This is a genomic window from Acinetobacter sp. CIP 102637 (assembly GCF_000368425.1).
GTDB classification, from domain to species: Bacteria; Pseudomonadota; Gammaproteobacteria; order Pseudomonadales; family Moraxellaceae; genus Acinetobacter; species Acinetobacter parvus.
Genome location: NZ_KB849435.1, coordinates 1512156 through 1537905, shown reverse-complemented (window position 1 = coordinate 1537905; position 25750 = coordinate 1512156). Strand labels below are relative to the sequence as shown.

31 protein-coding genes, 1 tRNA gene and 1 pseudogene are annotated in these 25750 nt (G+C 41.9%); 16 read left to right on the top strand and 17 right to left on the bottom strand.

The window, feature by feature from the left end; genetic code table 11:
* Positions 1–256 precede the first annotated feature (256 nt).
* Genes F967_RS10445 through F967_RS10430 form a run of 4 tightly spaced genes read left to right on the top strand, consistent with a single transcriptional unit; the run spans position 257 to position 6065 of the window.
* Positions 257–2215, top strand: a complete 1959-nt coding sequence (locus F967_RS10445) for a M3 family metallopeptidase (RefSeq protein WP_228127281.1) — start codon at positions 257–259, stop codon at positions 2213–2215.
* Positions 2216–2227: 12 nt separating this feature from the next.
* Positions 2228–3166 (top strand): ABC transporter permease, encoded by a 939-nt coding sequence (locus F967_RS10440; RefSeq protein WP_004682879.1) that lies wholly within the window; start codon positions 2228–2230, stop codon positions 3164–3166.
* 10 nt (positions 3167–3176) lie between these two features.
* Positions 3177–4319 (top strand): ABC transporter permease, encoded by a 1143-nt coding sequence (locus F967_RS10435; RefSeq protein ID WP_004799756.1) that lies wholly within the window; start codon positions 3177–3179, stop codon positions 4317–4319.
* A 12-nt stretch (positions 4320–4331) separates the two neighbouring features.
* On the top strand, positions 4332–6065 hold the full coding sequence (locus F967_RS10430; protein ID WP_004799753.1) for an ABC transporter ATP-binding protein: 1734 nt from the start codon (positions 4332–4334) through the stop codon (positions 6063–6065).
* A gap of 57 nt (positions 6066–6122) precedes the next feature.
* Here the strand turns inward: F967_RS10430 and rluB are convergent, their stop codons facing one another.
* Genes rluB through F967_RS10415 form a run of 3 tightly spaced genes read right to left on the bottom strand, consistent with a single transcriptional unit; the run spans position 6123 to position 8498 of the window.
* A complete protein-coding gene (rluB, locus tag F967_RS10425; protein ID WP_004799752.1) occupies positions 6123–7067 on the bottom strand; it encodes a 23S rRNA pseudouridine(2605) synthase RluB in 945 nt (314 codons plus the stop codon).
* Positions 7068–7107: 40 nt separating this feature from the next.
* Positions 7108–7707 (bottom strand): SMC-Scp complex subunit ScpB, encoded by a 600-nt coding sequence (scpB, locus tag F967_RS10420; protein WP_004682874.1) that lies wholly within the window; start codon positions 7705–7707, stop codon positions 7108–7110.
* Entirely contained in the window at positions 7704–8498 is a 795-nt protein-coding gene (locus F967_RS10415) for a segregation and condensation protein A (RefSeq protein WP_004682872.1), read from the bottom strand. Before F967_RS10415 ends, scpB begins: the two co-directional genes overlap by 4 nt.
* Positions 8499–8741: 243 nt before the next feature.
* Here F967_RS10415 and F967_RS10410 point away from each other — a divergent pair.
* Positions 8742–9190, top strand: a pseudogene (locus tag F967_RS10410) (hypothetical protein).
* Between the two features lie 10 nt (positions 9191–9200).
* Here F967_RS10410 and F967_RS10405 read toward each other — a convergent pair.
* The gene (locus F967_RS10405) at positions 9201–9818 is read right to left on the bottom strand and encodes an L-threonylcarbamoyladenylate synthase (protein WP_004799748.1); all 618 of its coding nucleotides are present in this window, start codon (positions 9816–9818) and stop codon (positions 9201–9203) included.
* A gap of 91 nt (positions 9819–9909) precedes the next feature.
* Entirely contained in the window at positions 9910–10572 is a 663-nt protein-coding gene (locus F967_RS10400) for an elongation factor P hydroxylase (RefSeq protein WP_004799746.1), read from the bottom strand.
* A 95-nt stretch (positions 10573–10667) separates the two neighbouring features.
* On the opposite strand from F967_RS10400, the gene F967_RS10395 reads away from it, so the two are divergent.
* From F967_RS10395 to F967_RS10360, 8 genes are all read left to right on the top strand, one after another.
* Entirely contained in the window at positions 10668–11228 is a 561-nt protein-coding gene (locus F967_RS10395; RefSeq protein WP_004799744.1) for a YceD family protein, read from the top strand.
* Positions 11229–11306: 78 nt separating this feature from the next.
* Entirely contained in the window at positions 11307–11492 is a 186-nt protein-coding gene (rpmF, locus tag F967_RS10390) for a 50S ribosomal protein L32 (RefSeq protein ID WP_004638135.1), read from the top strand.
* A 196-nt stretch (positions 11493–11688) separates the two neighbouring features.
* Positions 11689–12675: an ACP S-malonyltransferase gene (fabD, locus tag F967_RS10385; RefSeq protein ID WP_004799742.1), complete on the top strand. Its 987-nt coding sequence runs from the start codon at positions 11689–11691 to the stop codon at positions 12673–12675.
* Complete coding sequence (gene fabG / locus F967_RS10380) at positions 12672–13406, top strand: 3-oxoacyl-ACP reductase FabG (protein WP_004799739.1); 735 nt, start codon at positions 12672–12674, stop codon at positions 13404–13406. The genes fabD and fabG overlap by 4 nt, the downstream gene beginning before the upstream one ends.
* Positions 13407–13492: 86 nt before the next feature.
* Positions 13493–13729: an acyl carrier protein gene (gene acpP / locus F967_RS10375; RefSeq protein WP_004655272.1), complete on the top strand. Its 237-nt coding sequence runs from the start codon at positions 13493–13495 to the stop codon at positions 13727–13729.
* Positions 13730–13915: 186 nt separating this feature from the next.
* On the top strand, positions 13916–14158 hold the full coding sequence (gene acpP / locus F967_RS10370) for an acyl carrier protein (RefSeq protein ID WP_004799737.1): 243 nt from the start codon (positions 13916–13918) through the stop codon (positions 14156–14158).
* Positions 14159–14338: 180 nt separating this feature from the next.
* The gene (gene lysM, locus F967_RS10365) at positions 14339–14812 is read left to right on the top strand and encodes a peptidoglycan-binding protein LysM (protein ID WP_004799735.1); all 474 of its coding nucleotides are present in this window, start codon (positions 14339–14341) and stop codon (positions 14810–14812) included.
* A gap of 95 nt (positions 14813–14907) precedes the next feature.
* Complete coding sequence (locus F967_RS10360; RefSeq protein WP_004682861.1) at positions 14908–15456, top strand: DUF5625 family protein; 549 nt, start codon at positions 14908–14910, stop codon at positions 15454–15456.
* 2 nt (positions 15457–15458) lie between these two features.
* On the opposite strand, the gene F967_RS10355 is transcribed toward F967_RS10360, so the two are convergent.
* The gene (locus F967_RS10355; protein ID WP_004682858.1) at positions 15459–16001 is read right to left on the bottom strand and encodes a TetR/AcrR family transcriptional regulator; all 543 of its coding nucleotides are present in this window, start codon (positions 15999–16001) and stop codon (positions 15459–15461) included.
* Between the two features lie 76 nt (positions 16002–16077).
* On the opposite strand from F967_RS10355, the gene F967_RS10350 reads away from it, so the two are divergent.
* Both F967_RS10350 and F967_RS10345 read left to right on the top strand, forming a co-directional pair.
* A complete protein-coding gene (locus tag F967_RS10350; protein WP_004682857.1) occupies positions 16078–16674 on the top strand; it encodes a glutathione S-transferase family protein in 597 nt (198 codons plus the stop codon).
* A gap of 10 nt (positions 16675–16684) precedes the next feature.
* On the top strand, positions 16685–17377 hold the full coding sequence (locus F967_RS10345; RefSeq protein WP_004682856.1) for an SDR family oxidoreductase: 693 nt from the start codon (positions 16685–16687) through the stop codon (positions 17375–17377).
* A 57-nt stretch (positions 17378–17434) separates the two neighbouring features.
* Here F967_RS10345 and F967_RS10340 read toward each other — a convergent pair whose 3' ends face one another.
* Positions 17435–18202, bottom strand: a complete 768-nt coding sequence (locus tag F967_RS10340) for a hydroxymethylpyrimidine/phosphomethylpyrimidine kinase (RefSeq protein WP_004799732.1) — start codon at positions 18200–18202, stop codon at positions 17435–17437.
* Positions 18203–18295: 93 nt separating this feature from the next.
* Here F967_RS10340 and F967_RS10335 point away from each other — a divergent pair, with 93 nt between their 5' ends.
* Positions 18296–18970: an HAD-IA family hydrolase gene (locus F967_RS10335; RefSeq protein WP_004799731.1), complete on the top strand. Its 675-nt coding sequence runs from the start codon at positions 18296–18298 to the stop codon at positions 18968–18970.
* 54 nt (positions 18971–19024) lie between these two features.
* Here the strand turns inward: F967_RS10335 and panD are convergent, their stop codons facing one another.
* From panD to F967_RS10285, 10 genes are all read right to left on the bottom strand, one after another.
* Positions 19025–19405 carry an aspartate 1-decarboxylase gene (gene panD, locus F967_RS10330; RefSeq protein WP_004655255.1) on the bottom strand — a complete coding sequence of 127 codons (381 nt, stop codon included), beginning with the start codon at positions 19403–19405 and terminating at the stop codon, positions 19025–19027.
* A 145-nt stretch (positions 19406–19550) separates the two neighbouring features.
* Positions 19551–20132, bottom strand: a complete 582-nt coding sequence (gene pth / locus F967_RS10325) for an aminoacyl-tRNA hydrolase (protein ID WP_004799728.1) — start codon at positions 20130–20132, stop codon at positions 19551–19553.
* Positions 20133–20151: 19 nt separating this feature from the next.
* A complete protein-coding gene (gene rplY / locus F967_RS10320; protein WP_004799726.1) occupies positions 20152–20448 on the bottom strand; it encodes a 50S ribosomal protein L25 in 297 nt (98 codons plus the stop codon).
* A 97-nt stretch (positions 20449–20545) separates the two neighbouring features.
* On the bottom strand, positions 20546–21499 hold the full coding sequence (locus tag F967_RS10315; protein WP_004676510.1) for a ribose-phosphate pyrophosphokinase: 954 nt from the start codon (positions 21497–21499) through the stop codon (positions 20546–20548).
* A 281-nt stretch (positions 21500–21780) separates the two neighbouring features.
* A tRNA-Gln gene (locus tag F967_RS10310) sits at positions 21781–21855 on the bottom strand.
* A complete protein-coding gene (gene ispE / locus F967_RS10305; RefSeq protein WP_026040051.1) occupies positions 21854–22687 on the bottom strand; it encodes a 4-(cytidine 5'-diphospho)-2-C-methyl-D-erythritol kinase in 834 nt (277 codons plus the stop codon). Before ispE ends, F967_RS10310 begins: the two co-directional genes overlap by 2 nt.
* A gap of 23 nt (positions 22688–22710) precedes the next feature.
* On the bottom strand, positions 22711–23106 hold the full coding sequence (gene vapC, locus F967_RS10300) for a type II toxin-antitoxin system tRNA(fMet)-specific endonuclease VapC (protein WP_004682848.1): 396 nt from the start codon (positions 23104–23106) through the stop codon (positions 22711–22713).
* A gap of 14 nt (positions 23107–23120) precedes the next feature.
* Positions 23121–23354 (bottom strand): type II toxin-antitoxin system VapB family antitoxin, encoded by a 234-nt coding sequence (gene vapB, locus F967_RS10295; protein ID WP_004676517.1) that lies wholly within the window; start codon positions 23352–23354, stop codon positions 23121–23123.
* 60 nt (positions 23355–23414) lie between these two features.
* A complete protein-coding gene (gene lolB / locus F967_RS10290; protein ID WP_004682846.1) occupies positions 23415–23996 on the bottom strand; it encodes a lipoprotein insertase outer membrane protein LolB in 582 nt (193 codons plus the stop codon).
* 4 nt (positions 23997–24000) lie between these two features.
* Positions 24001–25719, bottom strand: coding sequence for a tetratricopeptide repeat protein (locus F967_RS10285; RefSeq protein WP_004799723.1), 1719 nt, complete (start codon positions 25717–25719; stop codon positions 24001–24003).
* Between the last annotated feature and the right edge of the window lie 31 nt (positions 25720–25750).

The following is a 25750-nucleotide window of genomic DNA, read 5'->3' as shown; positions in this document are numbered from 1 at the left end:
CTGTGCTATCAGGGATGTAGCATCAGCCTAACAAAGGATTTTTGTTTACTTTTCATCCCTGAAAAGTAAGGCCTGCGGCAGGCTAATGATGAAATTGGATGAGAACTCGGCACGACACCGATGTGATAAATATAAAACGACTTATACTGACTTAAGTTTAGATTTTGAAAATTGAGTATGGAAATGAACTGGAGAAAAGCGTGTGGCAAAAAAGACATTAACGAACTTGGGGCTATGCTTTATTGGTCTTTGTGGGATGAATCAAACGGTATGGGCAGAACCAGCACGCGCTACCTTACCTATTTTAAAACTCGCTGATCAACCGCAATGGTGTGATGCCAGTATTCAAAAACTCCAGCAACAAATCACTGAACTCGAAAAAAAACCAGTCAAAGCGGAGTCCAATGCCGCACCTGTTTTAGCAGAATGGGATGCCTTTATGGCGATGTTTGAGGACTTGACTAATCCGATCAGCTTATATCGTAATGTCTATCCTGATGAAAAGTTTCGTCAGGCGGCAGATGACTGTATTGTGAAAATGGAACAGCTACAGACCGATTTATATCAGAATCCAAAACTCTATCAACGCATTAAAAACAGCAAGGCGACTGATCCAATTGATGTGAAATACCGTCAGGATATTTTAACTGACTTTGAAAATACGGGCGTGCAATTACCGCCTGCAAAAAGAATACGCTTAAAGGAAATCCGTAACCTGCAAACCCAACTTTCACAGCAATTTACCCGTAATATCAATGATAATCCTGAAAAACTGGAATTTACCCCAGATGAGTTAAAAGGCTTGCCAGAAAGCTATCTTGCCAATGCCAAGAAAAATGATAAGGGTAACTATTTGCTGGGATTTGATTATCCTGCCTATCAGCCGTTTATGGAACTTTCTGAGAGTGATGCAGCACGTAAACGCTACCAGACTGCTTTTACTCGACGGGGTACAGCAAAGAATCTGGACTTGCTCAAACAGATTATTGACCTCCGTTATGAACAGGCACAGTTATTCGGTGAGCCAAGCTATGCCGATCTCGCCTTAAAAAAACGCATGGCGAAAAATCCAAAAACAGTGAATGATTTCCTGAATAATATTTACCAGATTGTGACGCCACTTGAGCAAAAGGAAATGCAGGAATTAAGGGAATTTAAGGCAAAAACTCTAAATATTCCTTTAGAACAGGCAGAGATTACACGCTGGAACGTGGGTTATTGGACAGAGAAATTACGTAAGGACAAATACCAGATTGATCAGGAAAAAATGCGTGATTATTTCCCAACTTTAGCGGCACAGAAATGGTTGTTTGCGATTTCCTCAAATCTGTATGGCATCGAGTTTAAGCCTGCCAAAGTGGATATCTGGCAGGATGAAGTTGAATATTACGATGTGACCGACCAGAAAACAGGACAACTGCTTGGCGGTTTGTATATGGATAAATTCCCGCGTGAGGGCAAATATGGGCATGCTGCGGTATGGGGCGTGTATGGCGGCAGTAGTTTAACAGGGCGTAAACCAATTTCGGTTTTAGTGACCAATTTTAATCGTAAAGGTTTAAACAGCAATGAGCTGGAAACCTTTGTGCATGAGTTTGGACATGCCTTGCATGGCATTTTGTCCGATACCCGTTATGTGGGACAGTCAGGTACTTCGGTAGAGCGTGACTTTGTTGAAGCACCCTCGCAGATGTATGAAGAATGGGCGAGACGTAAGGAAACCTTGTCTAAAGTCGCGGACTATTGTGATCCAGCCTGTCCACGTATTGATGATGCGCTGATTGAACGTTTAAATGCGGTACATAATTATGGACGTGGCGCACGCTATGCCCGCCAAACCCTGTATGCGCAATATGATATGGCATTGCATGATAAAGATCCTCGCCAGCTACAGCCACTAGATGTCTGGAAAAAAATGGAGTCAGCAACCGCATTGGGCTATGTGGAAAATACTCAGTTCCCAGGGCAGTTCGGGCATTTAATGGGCTATCAGGCGGGCTACTACGGTTATATGTGGTCAGAAGTGCTGGCACTGGATATGTTGTCTGCCTTTGGGGATAACCTGAATAATCCAGAAATTGGGCAACGTTATCGTCAAACGGTTTTGTCACAAGGCAGCCAGAAAAAAGCGGCTGAATTGGTGAAAGATTTTCTGGGTAGGGCGCCTGACAACAAGGCATTTCTGGATGAAATTACAGGACAACGAGTCAAATAAGGATGTGCCAAGATGTTCGCTTATGTCGTGCGTAGACTCTGGCAAATGATTCCAACCATGTTGGGTGTCATTTTGCTGATTTTTTTCCTGTTTAACTGGGTTGGTGGTGACCCTGCCTATATTCTGGCAGGCAAAATGTCCAATCCAGAACAGATTGAAAATATCCGTAAACAGTTGGGGGTAGATCAGCCGTACTATATGCAGTTGTGGATTTTTATCAAGCAGATTCTGACTTTTGATTATGGCGCAAGCTGGAGTACAGGCGAATCAGTATCGCAGATTATCTTGACTCGTTTGGGGCCATCGCTGACCTTGCTGGTTCCATTGGTGATTTTACAAACTGTGATCTCGATTGTACTGGCCTTGGCGGTGGCATCGGTACGTGGTTCACTGACAGACCGTATGGTGATGATGCTATGCACTGTCGGCATGTCGATCAGTATTCTGGTCTATATCATCATCTTCCAATATGTCTTGGCCTATCAGTTGGGCTGGTTTCCTGTGCAGGGCTGGAGCGACAGCTTTAGCGAAAATCTATTCTATTATTCCTTATTACCCATCCTGATTATGCTGGTGGTGAGCATTGCACCAACCTTACGTCTGTATCGTAGTTTTGTGCTGGATGAAATTCATCAGGACTATGTGCGGACGGCCCGTGCTAAAGGTGTGCCTGAAACACGGGTTTTGGGCATTCATGTGTTGCGTAATGCCTCGATTCCGATTGTCACCGAAGTGATGGCAAGCTTGCCAGCTTTATTAATTGGTGCATTTTTGATTGAGCGTTTCTTTGGGATTCCAGGGATTGGACGGGAAATTATTATTGCGGTGGAACGTAGTGATTTTCCTGTGATTAAGGCGATTACTGTTTATGTGGCAGCCGTCACCATGATTTTTAATTTGATTGCTGATCTGATCTACAAAGCCATCGACCCTCGTGTTCAGTTGAAATAGGAGGATGACGATGCTCAGTACAATTTTTAAAGGCAAAACCTCCTCAAATGAATCATCTGCGTCAACAGGACTCTGGCATTTGGCCTTGAATCGATTGAAATCAGATCGTATTGCAGTTGTTTCGTTTGTGATCATACTGTTTTATTTCATTTTGCTGGCTTTATCCATGACAGGCGTGATTGCTTCTAATTGGAATAAAGAAGTGGCAGTCAGTTATGCACCACCGACATTTTTAGGTGCTGATACTGAATCAGATCAAATTAAGGCAATTACAGAAAGCACAGTAACTTTGCCTGAAAATCCTGTTGATCCACTCAAAGACGTGATTCAACAACTCAATGCAGAAATTCAGGCGGAACAGCACGGCAGTTCAGCCATAGACAACTATGGCATGCTTGATCCGTTGGCTGCGGATATGCAGGCAATTAATCAGCAGTTGGGCGGACATTTACTTGATCAACAACAGCAACTAAAAACCACTTTGCCTTTTGGGGCGGATAAGTGGGGACAAGATGTGTTGTTAAAAACCATTAAGGGCGCTGAAACCTCAATTCTGGTCGGTTTGTTATCAGCTTTATTGGCAGTGGTGATTGGTACTTTTCTTGGCGCGATTGCAGGTTATTTTGGCGGTTGGATTGACGATGTCTTGAACTGGTTCTATAACATTTTCACTTCGATTCCTTATCTGTTATTAGTGCTGGCGATCGCTGCGGTACTCCAACAAAAAGGAATTTTGTCGATTGTTTTAATCTTAGGCTTAACGGGTTGGACTGGGGTATTTCGTTTGGTTCGGGCTGAATATATGAAGCATAAATCGCGTGAATATGTATTGGCTGCCAAAGCCATTGGCGTGAGCAATATGCGCCGTATGTTTGTACATATTTTCCCGAATGTCAGTCATATTGCCTTGGTACAGATTTCGATTCTGGTGGTGTCATTCATTAAATCAGAAGTGATCCTTAGCTTTCTGGGTTTTGGGGTGCCTGTGGGGGTCGTGTCATGGGGCAGTATGCTCAATGAAGCGCAAAGTGAATTGATTTTGGGGAAATGGTGGCAACTGGCTGCGGCATCGATTGCGATGGCGGTTTTGGTCACGGCATTTTCAATGTTTACCGATGCATTGCGTGATGCACTTGATCCCAAACTAAAATAGCGGAGCAATAAGATGCAAAATTATCATGAAACGCCATTATTGGAAGTCGAAAATCTGCATATCAGTTTTAAGGGTGAAAATAAGCAGTGGATTGAAACGGTCAAGGGCATTTCATTTACCATTCCCAAAAATAAAACGGTGGCTTTGGTGGGTGAGTCGGGCAGTGGTAAATCCGTGACTTCACTGGCGATTATGGGCTTGCTACCGAAAGGACAAAGCCAAATTGCTAATCAAAGCAAGATCAGCTTTGAGGGAAAGGATTTACTCAATTTATCTGCAAAGGAAATCCGCCAAATTTGCGGCAAAGACATTGCCATGATTTTTCAGGAACCAATGTCTTCATTGAATCCTGTATTTACAGTCGGTGACCAGATTGCCGAAGTGCTCAGGATTCATTTAGGTATGGGACGCAAGCAGGCTAGAGTACGAGTGCTTGAGTTACTTCGAGAAGTCGGTATCCCTGCACCTGAAACAAAAATAGATGCGTATCCAAGTCAGCTTTCTGGTGGTCAGCAGCAAAGGGTTATGATTGCCATGGCAATTGCTTGTGAACCAAAGCTATTGATTGCAGATGAACCAACCACGGCATTAGATGTCACTATTCAAAAGCAGATCATTGATCTATTAGAATCTTTGAGACAACGCCATCAAATGTCGATGCTATTCATCACCCATGATTTAGCACTGGTTGGTGAAATTGCTGATGAAGTGATCGTCATGCGTCATGGTGAAATCCGCGAATGTGGCGCCGTTGAACAAGTACTGGAACAGCCGAAAGATGTGTATACCCGTGCCTTATTGCACTGTAGACCTCAACTTTCAACCCGACCATATCGTTTACCCGTGACCAGCGATTTTATGAAACAGGACGAAAATGGACAATTGGTCGAAGCAACCAATTTGTCCGAATTGAATCTGAAACAGCGGTCGCGAGGACTGACAGGTGAAGAACCGATTATTCTGGATGTCAAAGACCTGAAAAAATCATTTTATAGCCGTAAAGGATTATGGGGCAAAGATGAGTTTCAGGCGGTTAAGGGTGTTTCATTCCAGTTGGCGAAAGGTAAAACTTTAGGGCTGGTTGGAGAGTCGGGTTCTGGGAAAACCACCATTGGTCTATTATTAATGCGTTTGCATGAGGCGACAGGTGGGCAGGCTTTGATTGGTGGTAAAGATATTCTTGCCATGACTGAGAAAGAATTTTCACAGTATCAGCGTAAAATTCAAATTATTTTCCAGAATCCATACGCTTCACTCAATCCACGCTTTACCGTCGGGCAGATTTTATTGGAGCCGATGCGTATTCATGGCATTGGACAGAATGATGCTGAACGCAAGAAAATTGCACTCGAGCTATTGGAAAGGGTGAGCTTGCCAATACAAGCTTATGACCGTTATCCACATGAATTTTCTGGTGGACAACGCCAGCGAATCGCGATTGCCCGTTGCCTCACCTTAAAGCCAGAAATTCTGATTTGCGATGAATCAGTCTCCGCGCTGGATGTGTCGGTACAAGCGCAGGTGCTGAATTTACTGCAAGATTTACAGGATGAATTTGGTCTGAGTTATATCTTTATTTCGCATGATTTATCCGTAGTGAAATATATTTCAGATCAAGTCATGGTCATGAATCATGGTGAATTAGTTGAAATTGCTAACTCGGACGAACTGTATTTACATCCACAACATGAATATACCAAGAAACTGCTCAATGCCATTCCGCAGGGGGTAAACCATCATCATTAATATTCAGCCATAAAAAAATGCTCTAATCAGAGCATTTTTTTATTTCAAGGCAAAGGATTAAAACTTCTTAAAGCCTTTATTGAAACCAATAGTTTTACGACCATTGTTGCTATTATTACCGTTATTACTAGAACGCTGCTGGTCTTGTTGTTCATCATCACGACGCTGTTGACGTAGATAGCCACCACGGCGTGCAGCCAATGGCTTCTCCGCCATTTTTTCAGTACGGCGTTTTGCCATACCAAACAGACCAGTACCCTGACGTGGCTTCAACTCAACCGATTTCGCCAAGTTATCAATATCAGTTTTATCTAATTCCATCCAACGACCTGTACGTAATTCACGTGGCAAAATGACAGTGCCATAACGGGTACGTAACAAGCGACTCACTTTTAAGCTTTGTGATTCAAAGATACGACGTACTTCGCGATTACGACCTTCTTTAACCACAACTTGATACCAACGGTTGATACCTTCACCGCCAATTTCAGAGAATGATTCGAATTTGGCTGGACCATCTTCAAGCTCAACACCTTTAAGCATGTTATTGCGAATTTGTGGCGTGACTTCACCCATCACACGTACCGCATATTCACGTTCAACTTCGTTGGATGGGTGCATTAAACGGTTAGCAAGTTCACCATCATTCGTGAATAATAATAAACCAGTACTGTTAATATCCAGACGCCCTACCATTACCCAACGGTCATTTGCAATTTGAGGCAAATGATCAAATACGGTAGGACGCTTTTCAGGGTCATTGCGCGAGCAAATCTCACCTTCAGGCTTGTAGTAAATCAGCACACGACGACGAATTTCATCTTCAATCTGGAACTGCACCTTACGGCCGTCAATACGCAGTTCATCGGTTGGTTCGATACGCTCACCCACCTGGGCAATACGACCATTGATGCTGACACGGCCAGCAGCAATCACCTCTTCCATATAACGACGTGAGCCTAACCCGACTCTCGCCAACACCTTTTGTAATTTTTCACTCATGACAGCACAACCTTAGACATAATGATCAACAGTTCACCTCTCAAGACTTCGGTGCATGTGCATCGAGAGCCATGAATGCTTCCTTGGCGTTCTGTAGGGGAGGCAATTGATTTAATGACACTAAACCAAAAGCATTTAAAAATTGGGGCGTTGTAATCAACAACGCAGGTCTTCCAGGCAAATCCCTGAAACCAGCTTCTTTAATCCAGTTCCAGTCAAATAAATTTCTTAAAATCTGGCTATTATTAGATACACCACGAATCTGTTCAATATCCGCACGCGTGACAGGCTGATGATAGGCAATCACGGCGACTGTTTCAAGCAGCGATGGCGATAGCTTGGTTGGACGTTCTGGCCACACCTGGGCAATAATATTACGGTACTTTGCCCGCACCTGAAAACGAAAGCCCTGTGCCGTTTCAATCAGTTCAATGGAACGGCCATGCTGTAACATCGCAAGCTGTTGTAAAAACGTGCGTAATTGCTGCTTGGAGTATTGGTTCTGAAAGGCTTCTTTTAACCGTGCAAGTGAAACGGCTGAGTCACTGGCAAATATAATTGCTTCAATCTGCAATAAAACGTCGTGATGAATGTCTTCAAGTGACATTCCCTCATTGGCATTGAACTGGTCTAAACTCATGCGGCAATCCCCTGAACAGTCAGAGGCGCTTCAATACCTGTATGGATGATTTGAATTTTTTGCTGGCGCGTGAGTTCCAGCACTGCCATAAAAGTCACCACCATCCCCATACGACCCTGCTTGGGATTGAGCAGTTCAATAAAACTTAAGTTTTCACCAGATGCAAGCTGGCTTTCAATATAGGCCATACGCTCTTCAAGCAATACAGGTTCTTGTGCAACCACATGGGTGATGGGTTCAGGACGGTTAAAGATACAGAATAATGCGTCACGCAGGGCATCGACATCATAACCCTCATAAATTGGGGCAATATGACCAATACTGACATTGGTACTAAAGGTATCCCGCTCAAAAATTGGCATTTGCCCCAGACGTTCAGCCGCCTGTTTAATGCGTAAATAGGTTTCCAGACGGTCAATTAGTTCCTGTTTTGGGTCTTTCTCAAACTGATCCGCAACTTTTGCTTTAGGAAGTAATAAACGTGATTTTAAGTCGGCAAGTAGTGCTGCCATCACCATATAATCCGCAGTCAACTCAATATTCAGCGACTTCATATTGTCCATATAGGAAAGATATTGGGTCGCGATTGGGGAGATGTCGAGCTGCAATAAATCAAAGCCATTTTTTTGAATCAGGTAAATCAGAAAATCCAGGGGACCTTCGAATTGTTCGAGTAGGATTTCAAACGCAGCAGGCGGTATGTACAAATCTTCGGGTATAGTCTCCTGCCACTCGTCAAGCACACGAATGGATGGAGTAGACTCCAGAACTGAGGGGAGAGTTTGATTCATTACCGTTATAAGCCACGCGAATTTTCAAAAGCATGAAAGATATAATTTTGTGTGCAAGGACGACACAATGCTACCAAGAGCTTGGCTATTCTAATCGAAATAGCACATTTAATAAATTACTCACTTACAAAAACCTTAAAGTTCTCAGGGTATTTTTTATTGTGATGCAATTTCACATTGAACAGAGCTAAAGCTATGTTTAAATGGGTTTCCAAAAAGGCTTTAATTAAACGATAACAGCCAATGAGAAATTATTTAAAAACACAACAGAATCAGTTTGGGCAAATGACTGGTTCTTCACTTGATGAAAATGTGACTGCTTTTACTGTTCAGGACGATATGTCAAGCTGGTCGATGGGGCTCATGGCATAACAGATCAGGCGGTAGGGCAGTTATGGGAAGCGGTATCGACAGAACCTGATGAACGATGCTGGACCTATCTGCCATATTCCGCACCGCAGAGCCAGCAAAGCCTAAAAGATTCATTAAAAAATTTGGTGATGTTTCAATACGAGGGATTGTTTCGTCAGGATCGTATAGTAAAAGGGCACAATCGAAATACGGCATGGTTCTCGATGATTGATGATGAGTGGCCAGAATTAAAAAATGCTTATCAGCAATGGCTGAGTCCTGATAATTTTGATCAGCAGGGTGTTCAGAAACAGAAGTTGTCTGATTTTTTGATTGAATAAGGGTCAGTCCTTATACAAAAGCACTGACATCACCAACACCACGACGGATAATTTCAGGATTTTCTCCCGATAAATCCACGATACTGGTGGTGGATAAGGTGCCAAAGCCGCTGTCAATAAACACATCAATACGTTTACCTAGTTGGTTTTCAATATCATAAGGATCATCAAGCGGATCTTTTTGATCAGGCAAGATCAATGTACTGGTTAATAACGGTTCACCCAGTTCTTGTAATAAAGCTTGTGCAACAGGATTACTTGGAATGCGCAGACCAATTGTTTTTTTCTTCGGGTGCATTAAACGCTTTGGCACTTCACTGGTGGCAGGCAAGATAAAGGTGGTGACAGCAGGGGTATTATTTTTTAACAGCCGATACATGGCATTGTCCACTTTGGCATAGGTCGCAATGTCAGATAAGTCACAGCACATAATGGCATATTGATGTTTTGAACCTAGACCGCGAATCTGTGCAATTCGCTCCATCGCACTTTTATTCCCAATCTGACAGCCAATCGCATAGGCTGCATCAGTTGGATAAACCACCACATCACCCGCACGAATACGTTCAACGGCTTGTGTGATTAAGCGAGCCTGTGGATTTTCAGGATGAATATGTAAATGTAACATTATTATTGTAACTCCCTGATCTTTATGGCTAGATTAAGTATGAAACTTGTTCTAGTAAAGATGCAAGTCTTAGATGTGTTAATTTTGTCATTCAATCAAGTAATTCACGTTTAAATTCATTTAGTTGTAATGGTAAGCCATGACGGGTACAAACACAGATACAGTGAATAAAAAGTGCAGCATCTCGTGGCAAAGTGGCTTCACCTGAAAAATAACGTTGTACTTGAGCAAAAACATGATCTTTAAATTGTGTTCCATTGCCGCCATCACCTGTCAAATTATCTAAAGAGACCCGAAACTTTCGACCAAAGGCAGTCGCAAATAACCATTCAATGGCTTGAGGCTTAATTTCAACTTGTTCAAATAAAGCTTGCTGTTCTGCAGTACGACCATCGGGTGCATACCAATAACCTAAATCAGGTAAAAGGCGACGTTTTTCACCTGAAATACTCCAATGACTAATTTCATGTAAGGCACTGTTAAAGAAACCATGTGCAAATTGGATTTTTGCAGGCTGTTGATTTATCGCTGGGAAATATTCTGGTTCAAAATCACCTTTAACAAGCGTGACATTATGGTGGGAAAACCAGTGATTAAAGTGTAAAATAAGCCAATCAACCTGTTCTGGTTCTGTTGTTAACGTTTGCCAAGATGAGCGTTGCACTTGATCTGGTGTTAACATAGGAGCAGTGATTGAATGGGGGCTAACAAGTGATGAAGTTGTTACTTCAAGTTGCGGCTGCAACAGATACATTGCTGTGTTACCACGAGTTCTGTCTAAAGAAGTGCAAAATTGTATCTTAATCTTTGACAGAGTACCGATGAATTTGTAGAATTGCCGCCTTAATTATGTCAGCAAATACTTTTCCAAGCCAAATCGAGCCATTTAAATGGGCTGAACAGGGCTATACATGGTCAGGAATACTGCCATTGTCTCGCTTTGCTCGTATTGCTCGAGAAGCTGTTGGTTCAATTGGTGATCAATTGATCAACATAGACTGTAAGCTATCAATGGATGCCTATCATCGTATTGTATGGTTAGATGGATATATTGATACTAAAGTTCCAAGGGAATGCCAACGTTGTTTGGGATCTGTTGAAATTGAATTAGTGTCAGAATTTCATTTAGCTTTAATTGATGATGAGTCACTGATAGAGCGATTGGATGAGGATGCTGATTTCATCGTTTTAGGTGAAAGTGAATCGTCGAAAAAAGGGAGTATTGATACACCTGCTTCGATTGATTTATTCGCATTGCTAGAAGATGAATTGTTATTGTTGATGCCTTTGTCTCCCAAACATGATGTTTGTGAGCATAAACATCAACCTGTCGTTCAGGACGTTGTCGAAGAAAAGCGGGATAACCCGTTTGATGTTTTGGCAAGTTTGAAAGGCAAACTTAACTCATAACACAATTTGTGTTATCATGTTGAGTTAAGACAACTGAATTTGTTCTGATCCATTTTTCGATCTTTGTAAGGAGCCATCATGGCCGTTCAGCAAAACCGTAAAAGTCGCTCTCGCCGTGACATGCGCCGTTCACATGACGCTTTAACCGAGAATGCATTATCTGTAGACCAAACTACTGGTGAAACTCATCGTCGTCACCACGTGACTAAAGACGGTATTTACCGTGGTCGTCAATTATTCGCTAAAGCAGCTGATGCTGAATAATTGAGTTATATGCATTAAGCGTTAGCTTAAAGTATAGAAAAATGGGAGCGAAAGCTCCCTTTTTTGTTGTTTTTCGCAATTAAAAAACGATTTAATCAATGGTAAATTGCCGCATCGGGAAAGAGTCTGTTGCCATTCTCATGTAGAATCATGAGTGTTGATAAAACTGGCGATAGACCATTTTAAGGATTTTTATATGTCGACTAAGCGACTTGAGCAGGCTGCTCAAGCAACAAAAACAGCATTTGTTTTTCCTGGTCAGGGTTCACAAAAAGTAGGGATGCTGGCTGAACTCGCAGAGCAGTTTAGTGTCGTTCGAGATACATTCACAGAAGCTTCAGAAGCAGTTGACTTTGACCTTTGGCAGATTGCACAAAGTGGTGAGGGGCTGGATCAAACGGAAAATACCCAGCCTGTATTACTCACGGCCAGCATTGCCTTATGGCGTGTCTGGCTGGAACTGGGCGGTATTGCACCAAAATTCCTTGCTGGCCATTCTCTAGGCGAATATAGTGCACTGGTTGCGGCAGAAGCCATGACCCTTATCGATGCGGTGAAACTGGTCAATTTACGCGGGAAATTGATGCAGAGTGCAGTTCCTCAAGGTGAGGGGGCAATGGCGGCAATTTTAGGCTTAGCCGATGAGAAAGTGATTGAGCTTTGTAAAAATGCATCTGCCGCTGGTCAGGGTTCAGTTGAAGCGGCGAATTATAATGCGCAAGGTCAGGTGGTGATTGCAGGCAGTACAGCTTTGGTTCAGCAAGTCATGGCTGAAGCAAAAGAGCAATCAGGTAAAGCGATTGCATTGCCTGTTTCTGTACCATCACATTGTACCTTGATGAAACCAGCAGCAGAAAAGTTTGCTGAAGCTTTGGAACAAACTGCCATTGAGCTACCCCGCATTCCTGTAATACAAAATGTCAACGCGGAAATCGCAACGGATGTTGCCCAGTTACGTCAGGCGCTCACTGCCCAGTTGTACCAGTCAGTGCAATGGACACGTAGCATGCAATATCTACAGGATCAAGGTATCCAGTATGTGGTTGAATGTGGGCCAGGTACGGTGCTCAGCAATCTTGCCAAGCGATTACCGAACATAGAAAAAGCATTTGCAATTGATAGCAAAGCACGTATGGAAGATGCCCTAAGCGCGATCTTGGTGGTAGAAGGAAAAATTGCATGACACAACAACGAAAGATTGCGTTGGTGACAGGAGCAAGCCGAGGAATTGGCGCAGCAATTGCACAGCAACTCATTCAAGACGGTTTTTTTGTGGTAGGCACAGCAACTTCTGAATCAGGCGCGCAAAAACTGACAGAAAGCTTTGCTGAACATGGGGCAGGTGCTGTACTCGATGTTCGTGATGGTGCAGCGATTGATGCACTTGTATCAGATATTGAACAAAAATATGGTTCAGTACTGATCTTAGTGAACAACGCAGGCATTACCAAAGATAACTTGTTGCTTCGTATGTCGGAAGATGATTGGGACGATATTCTTAATATCCATCTGAAAGCCGTATACCGCTTGTCTAAGCGCGTATTGAAAGGTATGACCAAAGCGCGTTTTGGCCGCATTATCAACATTAGCTCAGTGGTTGCACACTTTGCCAATCCAGGACAGGCCAATTACTCCGCAGCGAAGGCAGGCATTGAGGCATTCAGCCGTAGCCTAGCCAAGGAGATGGGCAGCCGCCAGATTACGGTCAACAGTGTGGCGCCTGGTTTTATTGCAACAGAAATGACTGATCAGTTAAGCGAAGATGTTCGTAAAAAGATGAGTGATCAAGTAGCTTTAAATCGTCTGGGTGAACCACAAGATATTGCGAATGCCGTGAGTTTCCTTGCCAGCGACAAGGCTAGTTACATTACTGGTACAGTTTTACACGTAAATGGTGGTTTATACATGGCCTAACTGGCGATGTATAAACTTTTAAAAATTTTTATATTCAATTAAACTAGTGGCAAATTAAAACGCCACAAGCAATGAGGAGAATTCCTGTGAGCGATATCGAACAACGCATCAAACAAGCTGTAGCTGAACAATTAGGTATGCGTGCTGAAGAGATCAAGAATGAAGCATCTTTCATGGATGATTTAGGTGCTGACTCTTTGGATCTGGTTGAACTTGTAATGTCTTTTGAAAATGATTTTGACATCACCATTCCAGATGAAGATTCAAATGAAATTACAACAGTTCAATCTGCAATTGATTATGTAACCAAAAAACTGGGTTAATCATCTTGCATGATCGAAAGCCACCGCAAGGTGGCTTTTTTATGAGTCTAACTTTTCGCTGGAGAGAATATACACATATTTTTACAAGAAAAAATAAAGTTTGAATATGAAAAAACGATTTAAGTGTATAAAATTTATGCGATTTAAAATAACGAATTAAATCATATAAAATAAAGGAAGAATTGTATGGATATAGCACAACGTATTAAACAAATCATCATGGAACAATTTCGTGTGGATGAGCAAGAGCTGAAGCCTGATGCAACTTTTACAGAGGATTTGGGAGCCGATTCATTGGGTGTGGTTGAGTTCATTATGGCACTTGAAGGAGAATTTGGTATTCAAATTCCTTATGAACAGGCCGAAAAAATTACCACAGTTCAGGCCGCAATTGACTATATGGCGAATATTATAGGCGAAACTGCATAAATCGCATAACGCCTTGAGCTGATCGACAGCCACTGTAAGGTGGCTTTTTTGTGACTCACTTAAAAATATACATAGATTTACAAGACCACTTTAAATTGAAACCTGAAAGCAAAAAATTTTCAGTATAACTAGAAATAGGTCTATTTTGACCATGCATAAATAATGATAGAGGAAATAACGATGGGTCTTTTTGATTTTGTTAAAGGTATTGGTAAGAAAAATACGGCTCCAGCAGAACCTCAGCCAGCACCAGCAACGCCTGCTGAACCTTCAGCTCAGGAAATCGCAAACAAATTATTAGGCTTGATTAAAAGTTTAGGTCTTGGTGTTGATGGTTTATCAGTAACCTACAATGGAAATACCGATACAGCCATTATTAAAGGGCGAGTCAAAAGCCAAGCAGATAAAGAAAAGATAATTCTTGCGGTTGGAAATGTTGACCATGTGGCACGGGTTGATGACCAGATGACAGTTGAAGCACCTGAACCTGAAAGTAAATTCTATACCGTAAAATCAGGTGATAATTTATCTAAGATTTCTAAAGAGTATTATGGCGATCCAAACCGATACAATAAAATTTTTGAAGCGAATAGACCATTACTCAAAAATGCGGATGATATTTTTCCTGGACAAGTTTTACGTATCCCTGAATAAATTGTAATGTGACAGAAGAGGCGCGTATTGCGCCTTTTTTATTTCAAAATAAAAGATAAAATCTATAAAATTGAAATTACTAAAACATTAAAAAAATGAATCCATTTACTTATGCTTTATGTCAAAAGCCCGTTTTAAGTGTGGCAATGTGGATGACTGGTCTTTGTGCATTTCCTCCATTATTTTCAAATCTTCCGATTGATTTAACTCATACAGGTGCATTAGCAACTACTGAATTTAAGATAAATGTACCAAAGTCGTACCACTTAAGCCTAACTGTTGAATTTGAATCAGCACAAAAGCGAGTTGATGATCTTGTTGTTGGAAATACTTTTAACCAATATTGTGATGGGACTATAAAATATAACAACATTCCTATAGAGAAGAGAAAAGAATTAGGTCAACCAATAACCTTGCAAGTTATTGTAAGAAAATCAAAAAATCATGAAATTGTTTTTAATCAGCAATTTCAGTCTTTATGTTCAACAGGACATGATGGTAAAAATCAAAGTTACAGAAGTATTGGCTGGATTCCTTTATCTCAAGATCTTTATGTGATTGAAGTTGTTAATTTACAACCACATAATCACTTAAAAAATGTCAAAACAACTTTAAGCTTAAATGCAAGTAATGGTGGTAAATAATCTTAAGATAATAATTGTTTAGGAAGTTTATCCATTAATTGTAAAAAAGGTTTTGGGCTTTGTAATGCTCTAGATAAGATTAAAGATCCTTGAATACGTATCACAGTATCTTGTGCTCGCTCGAAAGCTTGTTCTTCTGATATTCCCGCATCTTGTAAAACGACAGAGATACTTTCAATCAGTCTTGTAAATACGGGTTGAATTTGAGGTAAAAAGGTTTGGTGCGCTTCACTTAAGGTTAAAACTGCCAAAATACACGCTACATGGCCATTTTCATAAACTTGCTTTAATGAATAGGTCAGAGCTTCTAAACGTTCAATAGGTGATGCGTTGCTTTGTAGGTGAATAAAAATATGATCTTCGCGCCATTGTTCTAAATAGCTCAAAACATCTTGTGCCATTTGTTGTTTTCCATTTGGAAAGTGATGATACAAACTGGCTTTACCTAGACCTGTTCGTTCAGAAATTTTGGATAAAGAAGCACCTTCATAGCCATATTCTCTGAAAATACTTAATAAAGATCGAATTAAAGTCGGTTTATCCATAAAATTACTCATACCACTTGATTTTGTACCGATCGTTCGGTACATTAAAATTATATAACCACAAAAGAAGATGACAATGAAACTTTATAATACTGTAATCTCAGGAAATTGTTACAAAATCAGATTATTACTTTCATTTCTGAATTTAGACTACGAAAAAGTCTCTATAAATTTAGGTGACCAAGAGCAAAAGACAGAACATTTTCTAAAACTGAATCCTTTAGGGCAGATTCCTGTGCTAGAAGATCAGGGGAGGCATATCCATGATTCTCAAGCAATCTTGTGCTATCTCGCTAGAACATATGATGCTCATCAGCTTTGGTTTCCTCAAGAAACAATTGCAATGACACATGTTTTAGAGTGGTTATTTTTTGCCAATCAAAGAATTGCTTCTACTTTATCGGCAGCACGAGCATTTCATCTGATTAAAAAACCAAATATTGATATCGAAAATGCGACTGCAATGTCACATGTATCATTAGCAGTTGTAAATCAACATTTAAAAACAAGAAATTGGTTGGTTGGTGAATCAGCCACGATTGCAGATATTGCTTGTTATCCCTACATCGCTTTAGCGCATCAAGGAAAAATAGAATTAGACCTATATCCAGATGTTCAGGCTTGGTTAACACGTTTTCAACAATTGCCTCGTTTTATTGAATTAGATGAATAATAGGTTAGGCATGAAAAAAGTATTGATTACTGGAGCCAGTCAAGGAATTGGGCAAGCGATTGCCCAAAAATTCTTGGATGAGAATTATGAGGTGCATAATATTTCTCGACATACTCCACAATATTCACATCTTCATTTGCATCATTGGCAAGCGGATATGTTGCAATATGATCAAATTGAAAAGGTGATTCTGCAGATTGGGCAGTTTGATGTGCTGATTAATAATGCAGGTTATATGAATACACTTACAGCCGCTTCATATACGTGGGAAGAAATGCAAAAAATTATGAATGTAAATCTGATTCATACGATGCAGTTGAGTATTGATGTGGCTGAAAATATTTTTAAAAAACAGAAATTTGGACGCATTATTAGTATGGCATCCATTGCTGGACAAATTGGTCATCCTGATATCTGGTATGGTATCTCAAAAGCGGGGCTAATTAATGGGATGCGTAGTTTGGCTCGTAGTCATGCCCAGCATAATATTCAAACCTTTAGTCTCGCACCTGGCCCTGTTGAAACACGGATGATGCAAAAGATTCCTATTGAAAGACAAAAGCGGTTAAAAGAAGCGACGTTAAATCAGCAATTTTGCCAAACACAAGAAATTGCAGAAACAGCTTTTTGGCTGGCGCAAGTAGCTCCAAATTGTTTAAGTGGTGAGGTATTTGATTTGAATAATGGTGTGAATTGTCGTTAGATCATGTTGAATAAATGAATAGAAATATATGTATTTCTATTCATTATTATTTAAGTTTTAAAACCGCTTAGGAATTTTTTGCCCATTGGGTACAGGGGTCTCAGCTTGTTTTAATACACCAAATAACCACGTTTCAGCATGTTGGACAGCAGTTTTGAGTGAATCACCTAAGGCTAAACGTCCTGCAATAAAACTTGCCAAAGAACAGCCAGAACCATGATATTGTCCTTCTAAACGAGGGCAATGACTTTCAGCAATCATTTTGCCGTCAGCATAAAGTACATTACGAATATGATCAGGTGTATCTTCATGACCACCTTTAACGAGTACAGCCTTTGCGCCCATTTCAAATAGCTTTTGCGTGGCTTGTTCAAGGTCGTCAATACCTGTTAAAGCCCTTAATTCAACCGTATTTGGTGTGATCACTGTTGCCAAAGGAATCAGCTCAACAAAGGCTTTGACCAGTGTCGCCTGATCGCCAAGAGAACCACCGCTATTGGCAACCAGTACAGGGTCAAGTACGTATAAATAATCAGGATGCTCACGTAAAAACTCAGCCAAAGCAGCAATATTATCCGTTGTACCAAGCATGCCTGATTTAACGCATTTAATTGGTAAATCACCCACTACTGCATTTGCTTGAGCAAGTAGTAACTCTTTTGAAGTAGCTTCAAAACCAAACACTTGCTGTGAGTTTTGAATGGTGAGAGCGGTACACGCAATCGCGGCATGTGCGCCACTTTGCCCAATCGCTTCAATATCTGCCTGTAAACCTGCACCACCCGATGGGTCTAAACCTGAAAAACAAAGTACGGTTGGACGCACTGCAATTTCCTTTTATGTTCTCATTTAGGCTAGTATAGGGGAGTTTTGAGAAACTCTCGATACTGTGTTGTAAGGCTTTAAGAGATTGAACGAATGACGATCAAAAATATTCTGATAGATTTGGATGGAACATTAACAGACCCAAAAGTGGGGATTCATCGTTCAATTCGTTATGCTTTGGAAAAACTGGATCAACCTTTGGCCGATGAGGTTGATCTGGACTGGACCATTGGTCCGCCGCTGAAAGCATCATTGGCAAAATTATTGAATACTCAGGATGATGACTTGGCTGAGCAGGCATTGCTCGCTTATCGTGAACGTTTTTCGGTGACGGGTTTATTTGAAAATGAAGTCTATCCAACAGTTGCCGACACCTTGCAGCAATTAAAGGCTCAAGGTTATCAATTATTTTTAGCGACAGCGAAGCCTACGATTTTTGCCAAACAAATCCTTGTACATTTTCAACTCGACCAATATTTTACCGAAATGTATGGTAGTGAACTGACAGGTGAACGTACCCATAAGGCAGACCTGATTGCTTATATCCTTGAACAGGAAAATCTGGACGCTGCGGAATGTATCATGGTCGGTGACCGTCAATATGACATTATGGGCGCGCGTGCCAATGGCATTGAAACCATTGCCGTGAATTATGGTTATGGAACAGCAAGGGAATTGGTGCAAGCGCAACCAATTGTGCAAATTTCCCAGTTCCATGAATTAATTGCATGTATACATACGCTCAATGCAGAACGTAAGGTATCGTAAAAATTTGAGCAAATAAAAAGCCAGTCAGACTGGCTTTTAGGAATCTTTTAGAGCTTATGCAATTTGTACAGGAATACAGTTTGCTGTGTGATTTACTGTATTGTCTGGGTTTGCATAGACCAAACGTGGTTTGTGCAGGTTTGCCTCGACTTCGGTGAAATCACCAAAAGTTGCAATAATCACTAAATCACCAACATCAGCCTGATGAGCTGCGCCACCATTTACTGAAATAATACCTGAGTCATCTTCACCACGAATTGCGTAGGTTGTGAAACGTTTGCCGTTGGTTACGTTCCATACGTGGATTTCTTCGTATTCACGAATCCCTGCCAAGTCCATTAACACACCATCAATTGCACAGGAACCTTCATAATGAAGCTCTGCATGGGTCACAACTGCACGGTGAATTTTACATTTTAATAAACGAGATAGCATGGCTAGCGTCTCCTGAGTAAGACCTAAGACGGATATCTTATGGTTGACTTGTCACGTTTCCGCAGGCTGTAGGCGGTTTGATGCGCATTTTGCGCCTAAAACGACAATATGGCAAGCGTGATTGATCAACAATTTCAGTTTAAGTTTAAGCGGGTTTGTATGCATTAATGTGGTTCATGGCCTGTGGAACCTGTCCACTCACAAGCATCTTGACTTGTGATAAGGCATGAGCAATAGCTGCATCCATTAAAGCTTGTTCACTGCTAGGCGCTTTGCCAAGCACATGACCAGAAACGCGTTCTTTAGCGCCTGGATGCCCTATTCCAATTCTTAAACGGTGAAAGTTTGCGCCGATATGAGGAACGATATCACGAAGACCATTGTGTCCACCATGTCCGCCACCCGTTTTCAAGCGAATCACGCCAGGGTCCATATCGAGTTCATCATGGGCAATCAGGATTGACTCAGGTGCAACTTGATAGAATTTGGCGAAAGGAGCAACACTTAGACCAGAACGGTTCATAAAAGTGGTGGGGAGGAGTAAACGTACGTCATGGCCCTCAACTTGACCACGACCACTGTATCCATGAAACCTGGGATCAGCTTTTAAATTGATGCCATAACGATCTGCAAGCTGTTCAACAAACCAGAAACCTGCATTATGGCGAGTTTGGGCATATTCCTTTCCAGGATTGCCCAAACCAACAATTAGCGAAATATTTGACACTAATTTACGCCTTTAACACTTATGCGCGTTTGAAGTCGGCGTGCATAGGAGTGTTTTTAGCTGGGTGACGTTGTAATGCCTGGATTTTAACGTTTTCAACTTTGTCACCGATTTTAATTTCGATCACTTCTTCGAAGAAAGCGTTGTTTTCTAAAGCTTTAACAATTTCACGAAGCTCTAAGGTAACAGTTACAGGCTCAGCACTACCACCGTAGATAATCGCTGGAATTTGCGCTGCGTGACGAAGGCGGCGGCTCGCACCTTTCCCTTGTTGAGCAGCTTCACGTGCTTGAGCATTTAATACGAAGTTTGCCATGGGCATATCCTCATTGAGAGTTAAGAAACTAAACTTGCGACCAGTTTAGTGATAGAAAGCCCCACCATAAGGCAGGGCTTGAAAAAAAGCTGGGGTATTATAGATAACTATCGAACATTGCGCTAATGGATTCTTCGTTATTAATACGACGAATTGTTTCAGCAACCATGCTGGCAACAGAAACCTGACGAACTTTACCTAAGGTTAATGCCTCATCTGAAAGAGGAATGGTGTCAGTCACCACAAGTTCATCAATCACAGAATTACGCAGGTTATCAAGTGCCTTGCCAGATAAAACAGGGTGGGTTGCATAGGCAATCACACGGCGGGCACCAAACTGTTTCAATGCATCAGCCGCCTTGCAAAGCGTACCTGCTGTATCCACCATGTCATCAACAATCACACAGTCACGGTCCTTGACATCGCCAATCAAATGCATCACTTGGGATTCATTGGCTTTTTGACGGCGTTTGTCAATGATAGCCAGGTCGATGTCACCCAATTGCTTTGCAACAGCACGGGCACGAACAACGCCACCCACGTCAGGTGAAACCACCATGAGGTTGTCATGTTGCTGCTGACGCAGGTCAGCCAATAACGCTGGTGTACCGTAGATGTTGTCCACTGGAATATCGAAGAAACCCTGAATCTGGTCTGCATGCAGGTCAATCATAACCACGCGGTCAATTCCCACAGTGGTCAGCATGTCTGCAACAACCTTGGCGGTAATTGGCACACGAGCAGAACGTGGACGACGGTCTTGGCGTGCATAACCGAAGTAAGGGATGACAGCGGTGATGCGACCAGCACTTGCGCGACGCAAAGCATCTGCCATTACCAGGATTTCCATCAGGTTATCATTGGTTGGGGCACAAGTGGACTGAACGATGAATACGTCTTTACCACGTACATTTTCAGTGATTTCAACTGAAATTTCACCATCAGAGAACTTGCTTACAGCAGCGGCACCCAGAGGGATATGCAAATGGCTTACGACTTTTTGGGCGAACTGTGGATGAGCACTTCCACTAAAAACGACGAGATTGGGCATGAAGCACCTGAGCGAGGATTACGTGAAGCAACGCTTCACCCGAGCGCAAGTGAAAAATCTATGATTTTTCTAAAGAGGATTACGTGAAGCAACGCTTTGCCAAAATATAAAGGAAAAATTTATAATTCTTCAAAATGAAATCAAGTGAAACAACGCTTGATTCAAGTATGGAAAATCTATAACTCTTCCTCATAGAGGTTAAGCGAAACAACACCTCACCCAAGCGCAAAGAGGAAACTAAAAATTTCCCCAACGGGTAGTTTAAAGAATAATCTATTATATGGCAGGGGCGGCTGGATTCGAACCAACGGATGGCGGGATCAAAACCCGCTGCCTTACCACTTGGCGACGCCCCTAATCGGTAACCTTGAAATGCCGTAATGGCGATTCTGCCAAACCATTCACCAAGTATGCTTTACAAGGCGCATTTTGCAAAATTTGCTTTACATTCATTTCCTGAATTACTTCAGTGAAAACACAGGCACCTGTACCTGTAAGCTTTGCCTGACCAAACTGATCCAGATATTGCATTGCTTCCTCAACTTCAGGGTATAACTGTCGAGCCAGAGGTTCAAAGTTATTTCCGAAAAGAGAAGGTTCTAACTGATAGGCGCAAAATGTAGTGGGCTTGGTATCTCTTGTCAATGTTTTTTGTGAAAAAAGCAGTTGAGTGCTGATAAAACAGTCAGGTTTTAAAACAATGAATTGTTTTTGAGCTAAGTCTATGAATGATAAATGTTCACCCACTCCTTCAGCCCATGCATTTTGCCCAAAAATAAAAATTGGAACATCAGCGCCAAGCTGTACGCCATAGGCTGCAAGTTGCTCATCATTTAACCCACACTGCCATAATTGGTTCAGTACAATCAATGTGGTTGCGGCATTGGATGAGCCACCACCCAGACCCGCCCCCATCGGGATATTTTTTTCCACTGAGATCTTTAATCCGCAGGGTGTCTTGGCATGTGGACGCAGGTATTGTGCAGCCCGATAAATCAGGTTTTGTTCCAGTTTTACTTCGGCTAATCCCTCAATCTGAATCTGATTTTCTTCAATGGCCTCAAAACTGATCCAGTCATAAAGATCAATCAGTTGGAAAATACTCTGCAATTCATGGTAGCCATTGTCACGGCGACCCACGATATGCAGGAATAAATTAAGCTTGGCAGGGGATGGGACACGTAAAATGGTCATATTTGCTTCCGTAACATTTAAGACTGCACCCACCAATTCTCTAGACGTAATCCAGCCACACGTTCAAACTCACGTATGTTATTGGTGACACAAATGAATCCCTGACTACGGGCATGCCCTGCAATCATGGCATCATAACTGCCAATAGTTTTGCCTGTTTTTGATAGTTCAGCCCGAATTTGTGCGGTATGTGCTGCGGCATAATTGTCATAATCAAGGACGATCAGATTTGCCACAAATTTTTCAATTTCAGTCAGATTGGTTTGGGGATTGGATGATTTTTCTGCACCGTAATACAACTCCATTAAGGTGGTCGAGCTGATACAAAGATAATCCTGATACTTGGAAAACTGTTGGATGACTTCAATCGGCTTTTTCTTAATCGCATAGATGCAGATGTTGGTATCCAGCATGTATTTCAACATGATTAGAAACTTTCTCGTTCTTGCACAATCGGTTGCTCACGTTCCTGAAAACAATCTTCGGTCAGTTGTGATGGCGTATTCATCCATAATTCCCAGCGTTTTCCAATAGGGGTTAAAATTCGTGTATCTCCAATACTAATCACTTCTACCTGTTTGATATGTTCAGGAAAAGCAACCGCTTTGGGCAAACGTACCGCTTGGTTGCGATTATTTTTAAAGATCGTTGCTTTTTCCATCGTGATACACCTATTTGGAAGTATATGTTTTTAGTATATCCCAAAATGTTGAATGAAACACTATCTGTTCTGAATAACCATTGTAATACGGTTTTCTTGATCTTCCGCAAGTGCCTGCTTCAACAAAAGCTTGTTGGGCAAGGTCTGGGTGTCGTTATAACTAAAATCAACCGTCCAGCCATCTTCAATCAGTTGTTTTAAACGGTTGTTTTGATCTTTGGTGATCTGGGCGTTTGTTGTGGCTGGTTTGGCTTGAATCCAGTAGGTTAAATGCATAATCGGCGCTTGCCAACCTGTGGCTTTTTCCAGCAATTCTTCAGGAGAGGCTGCGGTAATTAAGCCCGTTTTGGCGCTATTCAATGTCACTTCGCCAGGCTTACCCTGAATCTGGGTTTTACCCACTCCCAAAATGCCTGTGAGTTCAATGTCGAACTGATCCTGTTGCTGTAGCCATGTAAAGAATGCACTACCTGACTGCTGTGGGGTGCGCACTCCAATTTTGCCCTGTAAGTTAAAATTTTTTTCATCTTGTAGCTGTGGTGAGGCAATCACTTTATTCGGTTGACTTAAATGTTGACACCCACTGAGAAACAACACACTACTGCTACACATGGCCAGACATATTTTTGCAAACAAACGCATGGGGTTAACTCTTTTTTACGGTTACAGGTAAGATTAAGCCATCAAGTTGTTGTAATTGTGGGGCATTTGCATGTTTTTGTTTCAGTTGCTGTAACACATCGCTAAATTGGGCGAGTGAACCCTGCATATACAGCGCCTTGGCATAGCGAATCCCAATATTCACATTCTGACTAATACTATAGGCTTGTTGTAGCGCCTGAACTGCGGTATCAAAATCATTTTGTAAAAAGGCAATATAACCAAGTGTATCCAGAATAGAGGCTTGTTCTGGTGCGTATTCCAGTGCCAGTTCAGCATATTTGCGCGCTTCCTTTAAGCGGCGATTCTGCAATGCCAAGGTATAGGCATAGGCATTCAGATAGGTTGGACTGTTTGGTTCGATTGCCAATAGCTGTTTGAGTGTTTTATCCAGTTTATCCCGATCTGTATATGGGTCGAGCAATAACACCTCAGCATAGATCAGCTCTGGGTCATCTGGAATGTTCTTGATCGCTTCATCCAGCAGGGTCAGGGCCGCTTTTTTATTGTCCATTTTCTTTAAAATGTCGGCTTGGGCCTGATAAAGAAAACTGGCGTGCTGAGGATAGTTGACCCGTTCCTGAGTCAGGAAACGCAATGCATCATTTAGTTGTTCCTGCTTCTCAAAAATCGCAATCATGTTTCGGCGGGACACGATATACAAGCTGCCATCAACAAGACGATAATAGGCCTTTGCCGTTTCATAATGCTGTTTGCGCTGTGCATTAATCGCAAGATAATAATAGGCTTCATTCTGGTATTTTGCCGAAGAGCGTAAATCAATCAGATATTGTTCCGCTTTCTCATATTGCTTGAGGTCAATACTGGTTAAGCCTGCAATAAACAGAGCCTCCTCAGCCTGAGGATGGTCTTTAATAATATTTTCAAGCTTGTCTAAAGCTTCCTGTTGCTGGTTGATTTGGATGTAGTAACGTGCTTCAGCCAAGCGGACATCAAGGTTATTCTTATTTTTACGGCTGGCCCGGGCAAACCATTTTTTTGTGGCGGTATCATCGCGTAAAGCCATGAGTAAGTTGGCTTTCATCAGGATAAAGCTGGTGGATTTTGAACGTTTGCGTAAGGCGCGGTTAATATTGCTCAGTGCTTGTTCATATAAGCCATCTTGTGCCTCTAATCCTGCGATTAACGCTAAAATAGAGGGGTTGTCCTTTTCCTTGCTTGCGCGTAAGGCATTGAGCAGGACTTCGCGATCTTGCGCCTGTTCAGGTGCAATACCTGCGAGAATTTGTTCCAAATCGGCGGTTGGGTCAATATTTAAAATCTTGTCCAGTGTCTTGGCCGCAAGTTCATATTCATGTGTTTTCAGGGCAATATGCGATAAATAGAACAAAGCAGGCACATCTTTAGGTTCCTGCTCAACCCAGTGGGTGGCAATGTCCAGGGCTGCCTGTAGATCATTATATTCCAGTGCAATATCTAAGGCACGTTGCTTAATGATGGTGGAATTGCTGCGAATGGCAAGCACGGTATAGTTGTGCAGGGCTGTTGCAATATCGTCATAGGCAAGGGAAAATTCGGCAACCATGCTCTGTTGTAGGGCATGTTCAAAGCTTTGGTCAGCATACATATCATGTATTGCTTGTGCGGAGACATAAGCGTTCATACTACCTAACAACAAGATTGTGGTAGAATACCGTCTAATCGTCTTGCCGTTAAAATAGGTACGGCGATGTAGCTGACGCAATTTTTATTGATCCAAAGTAATGCTTTTTATG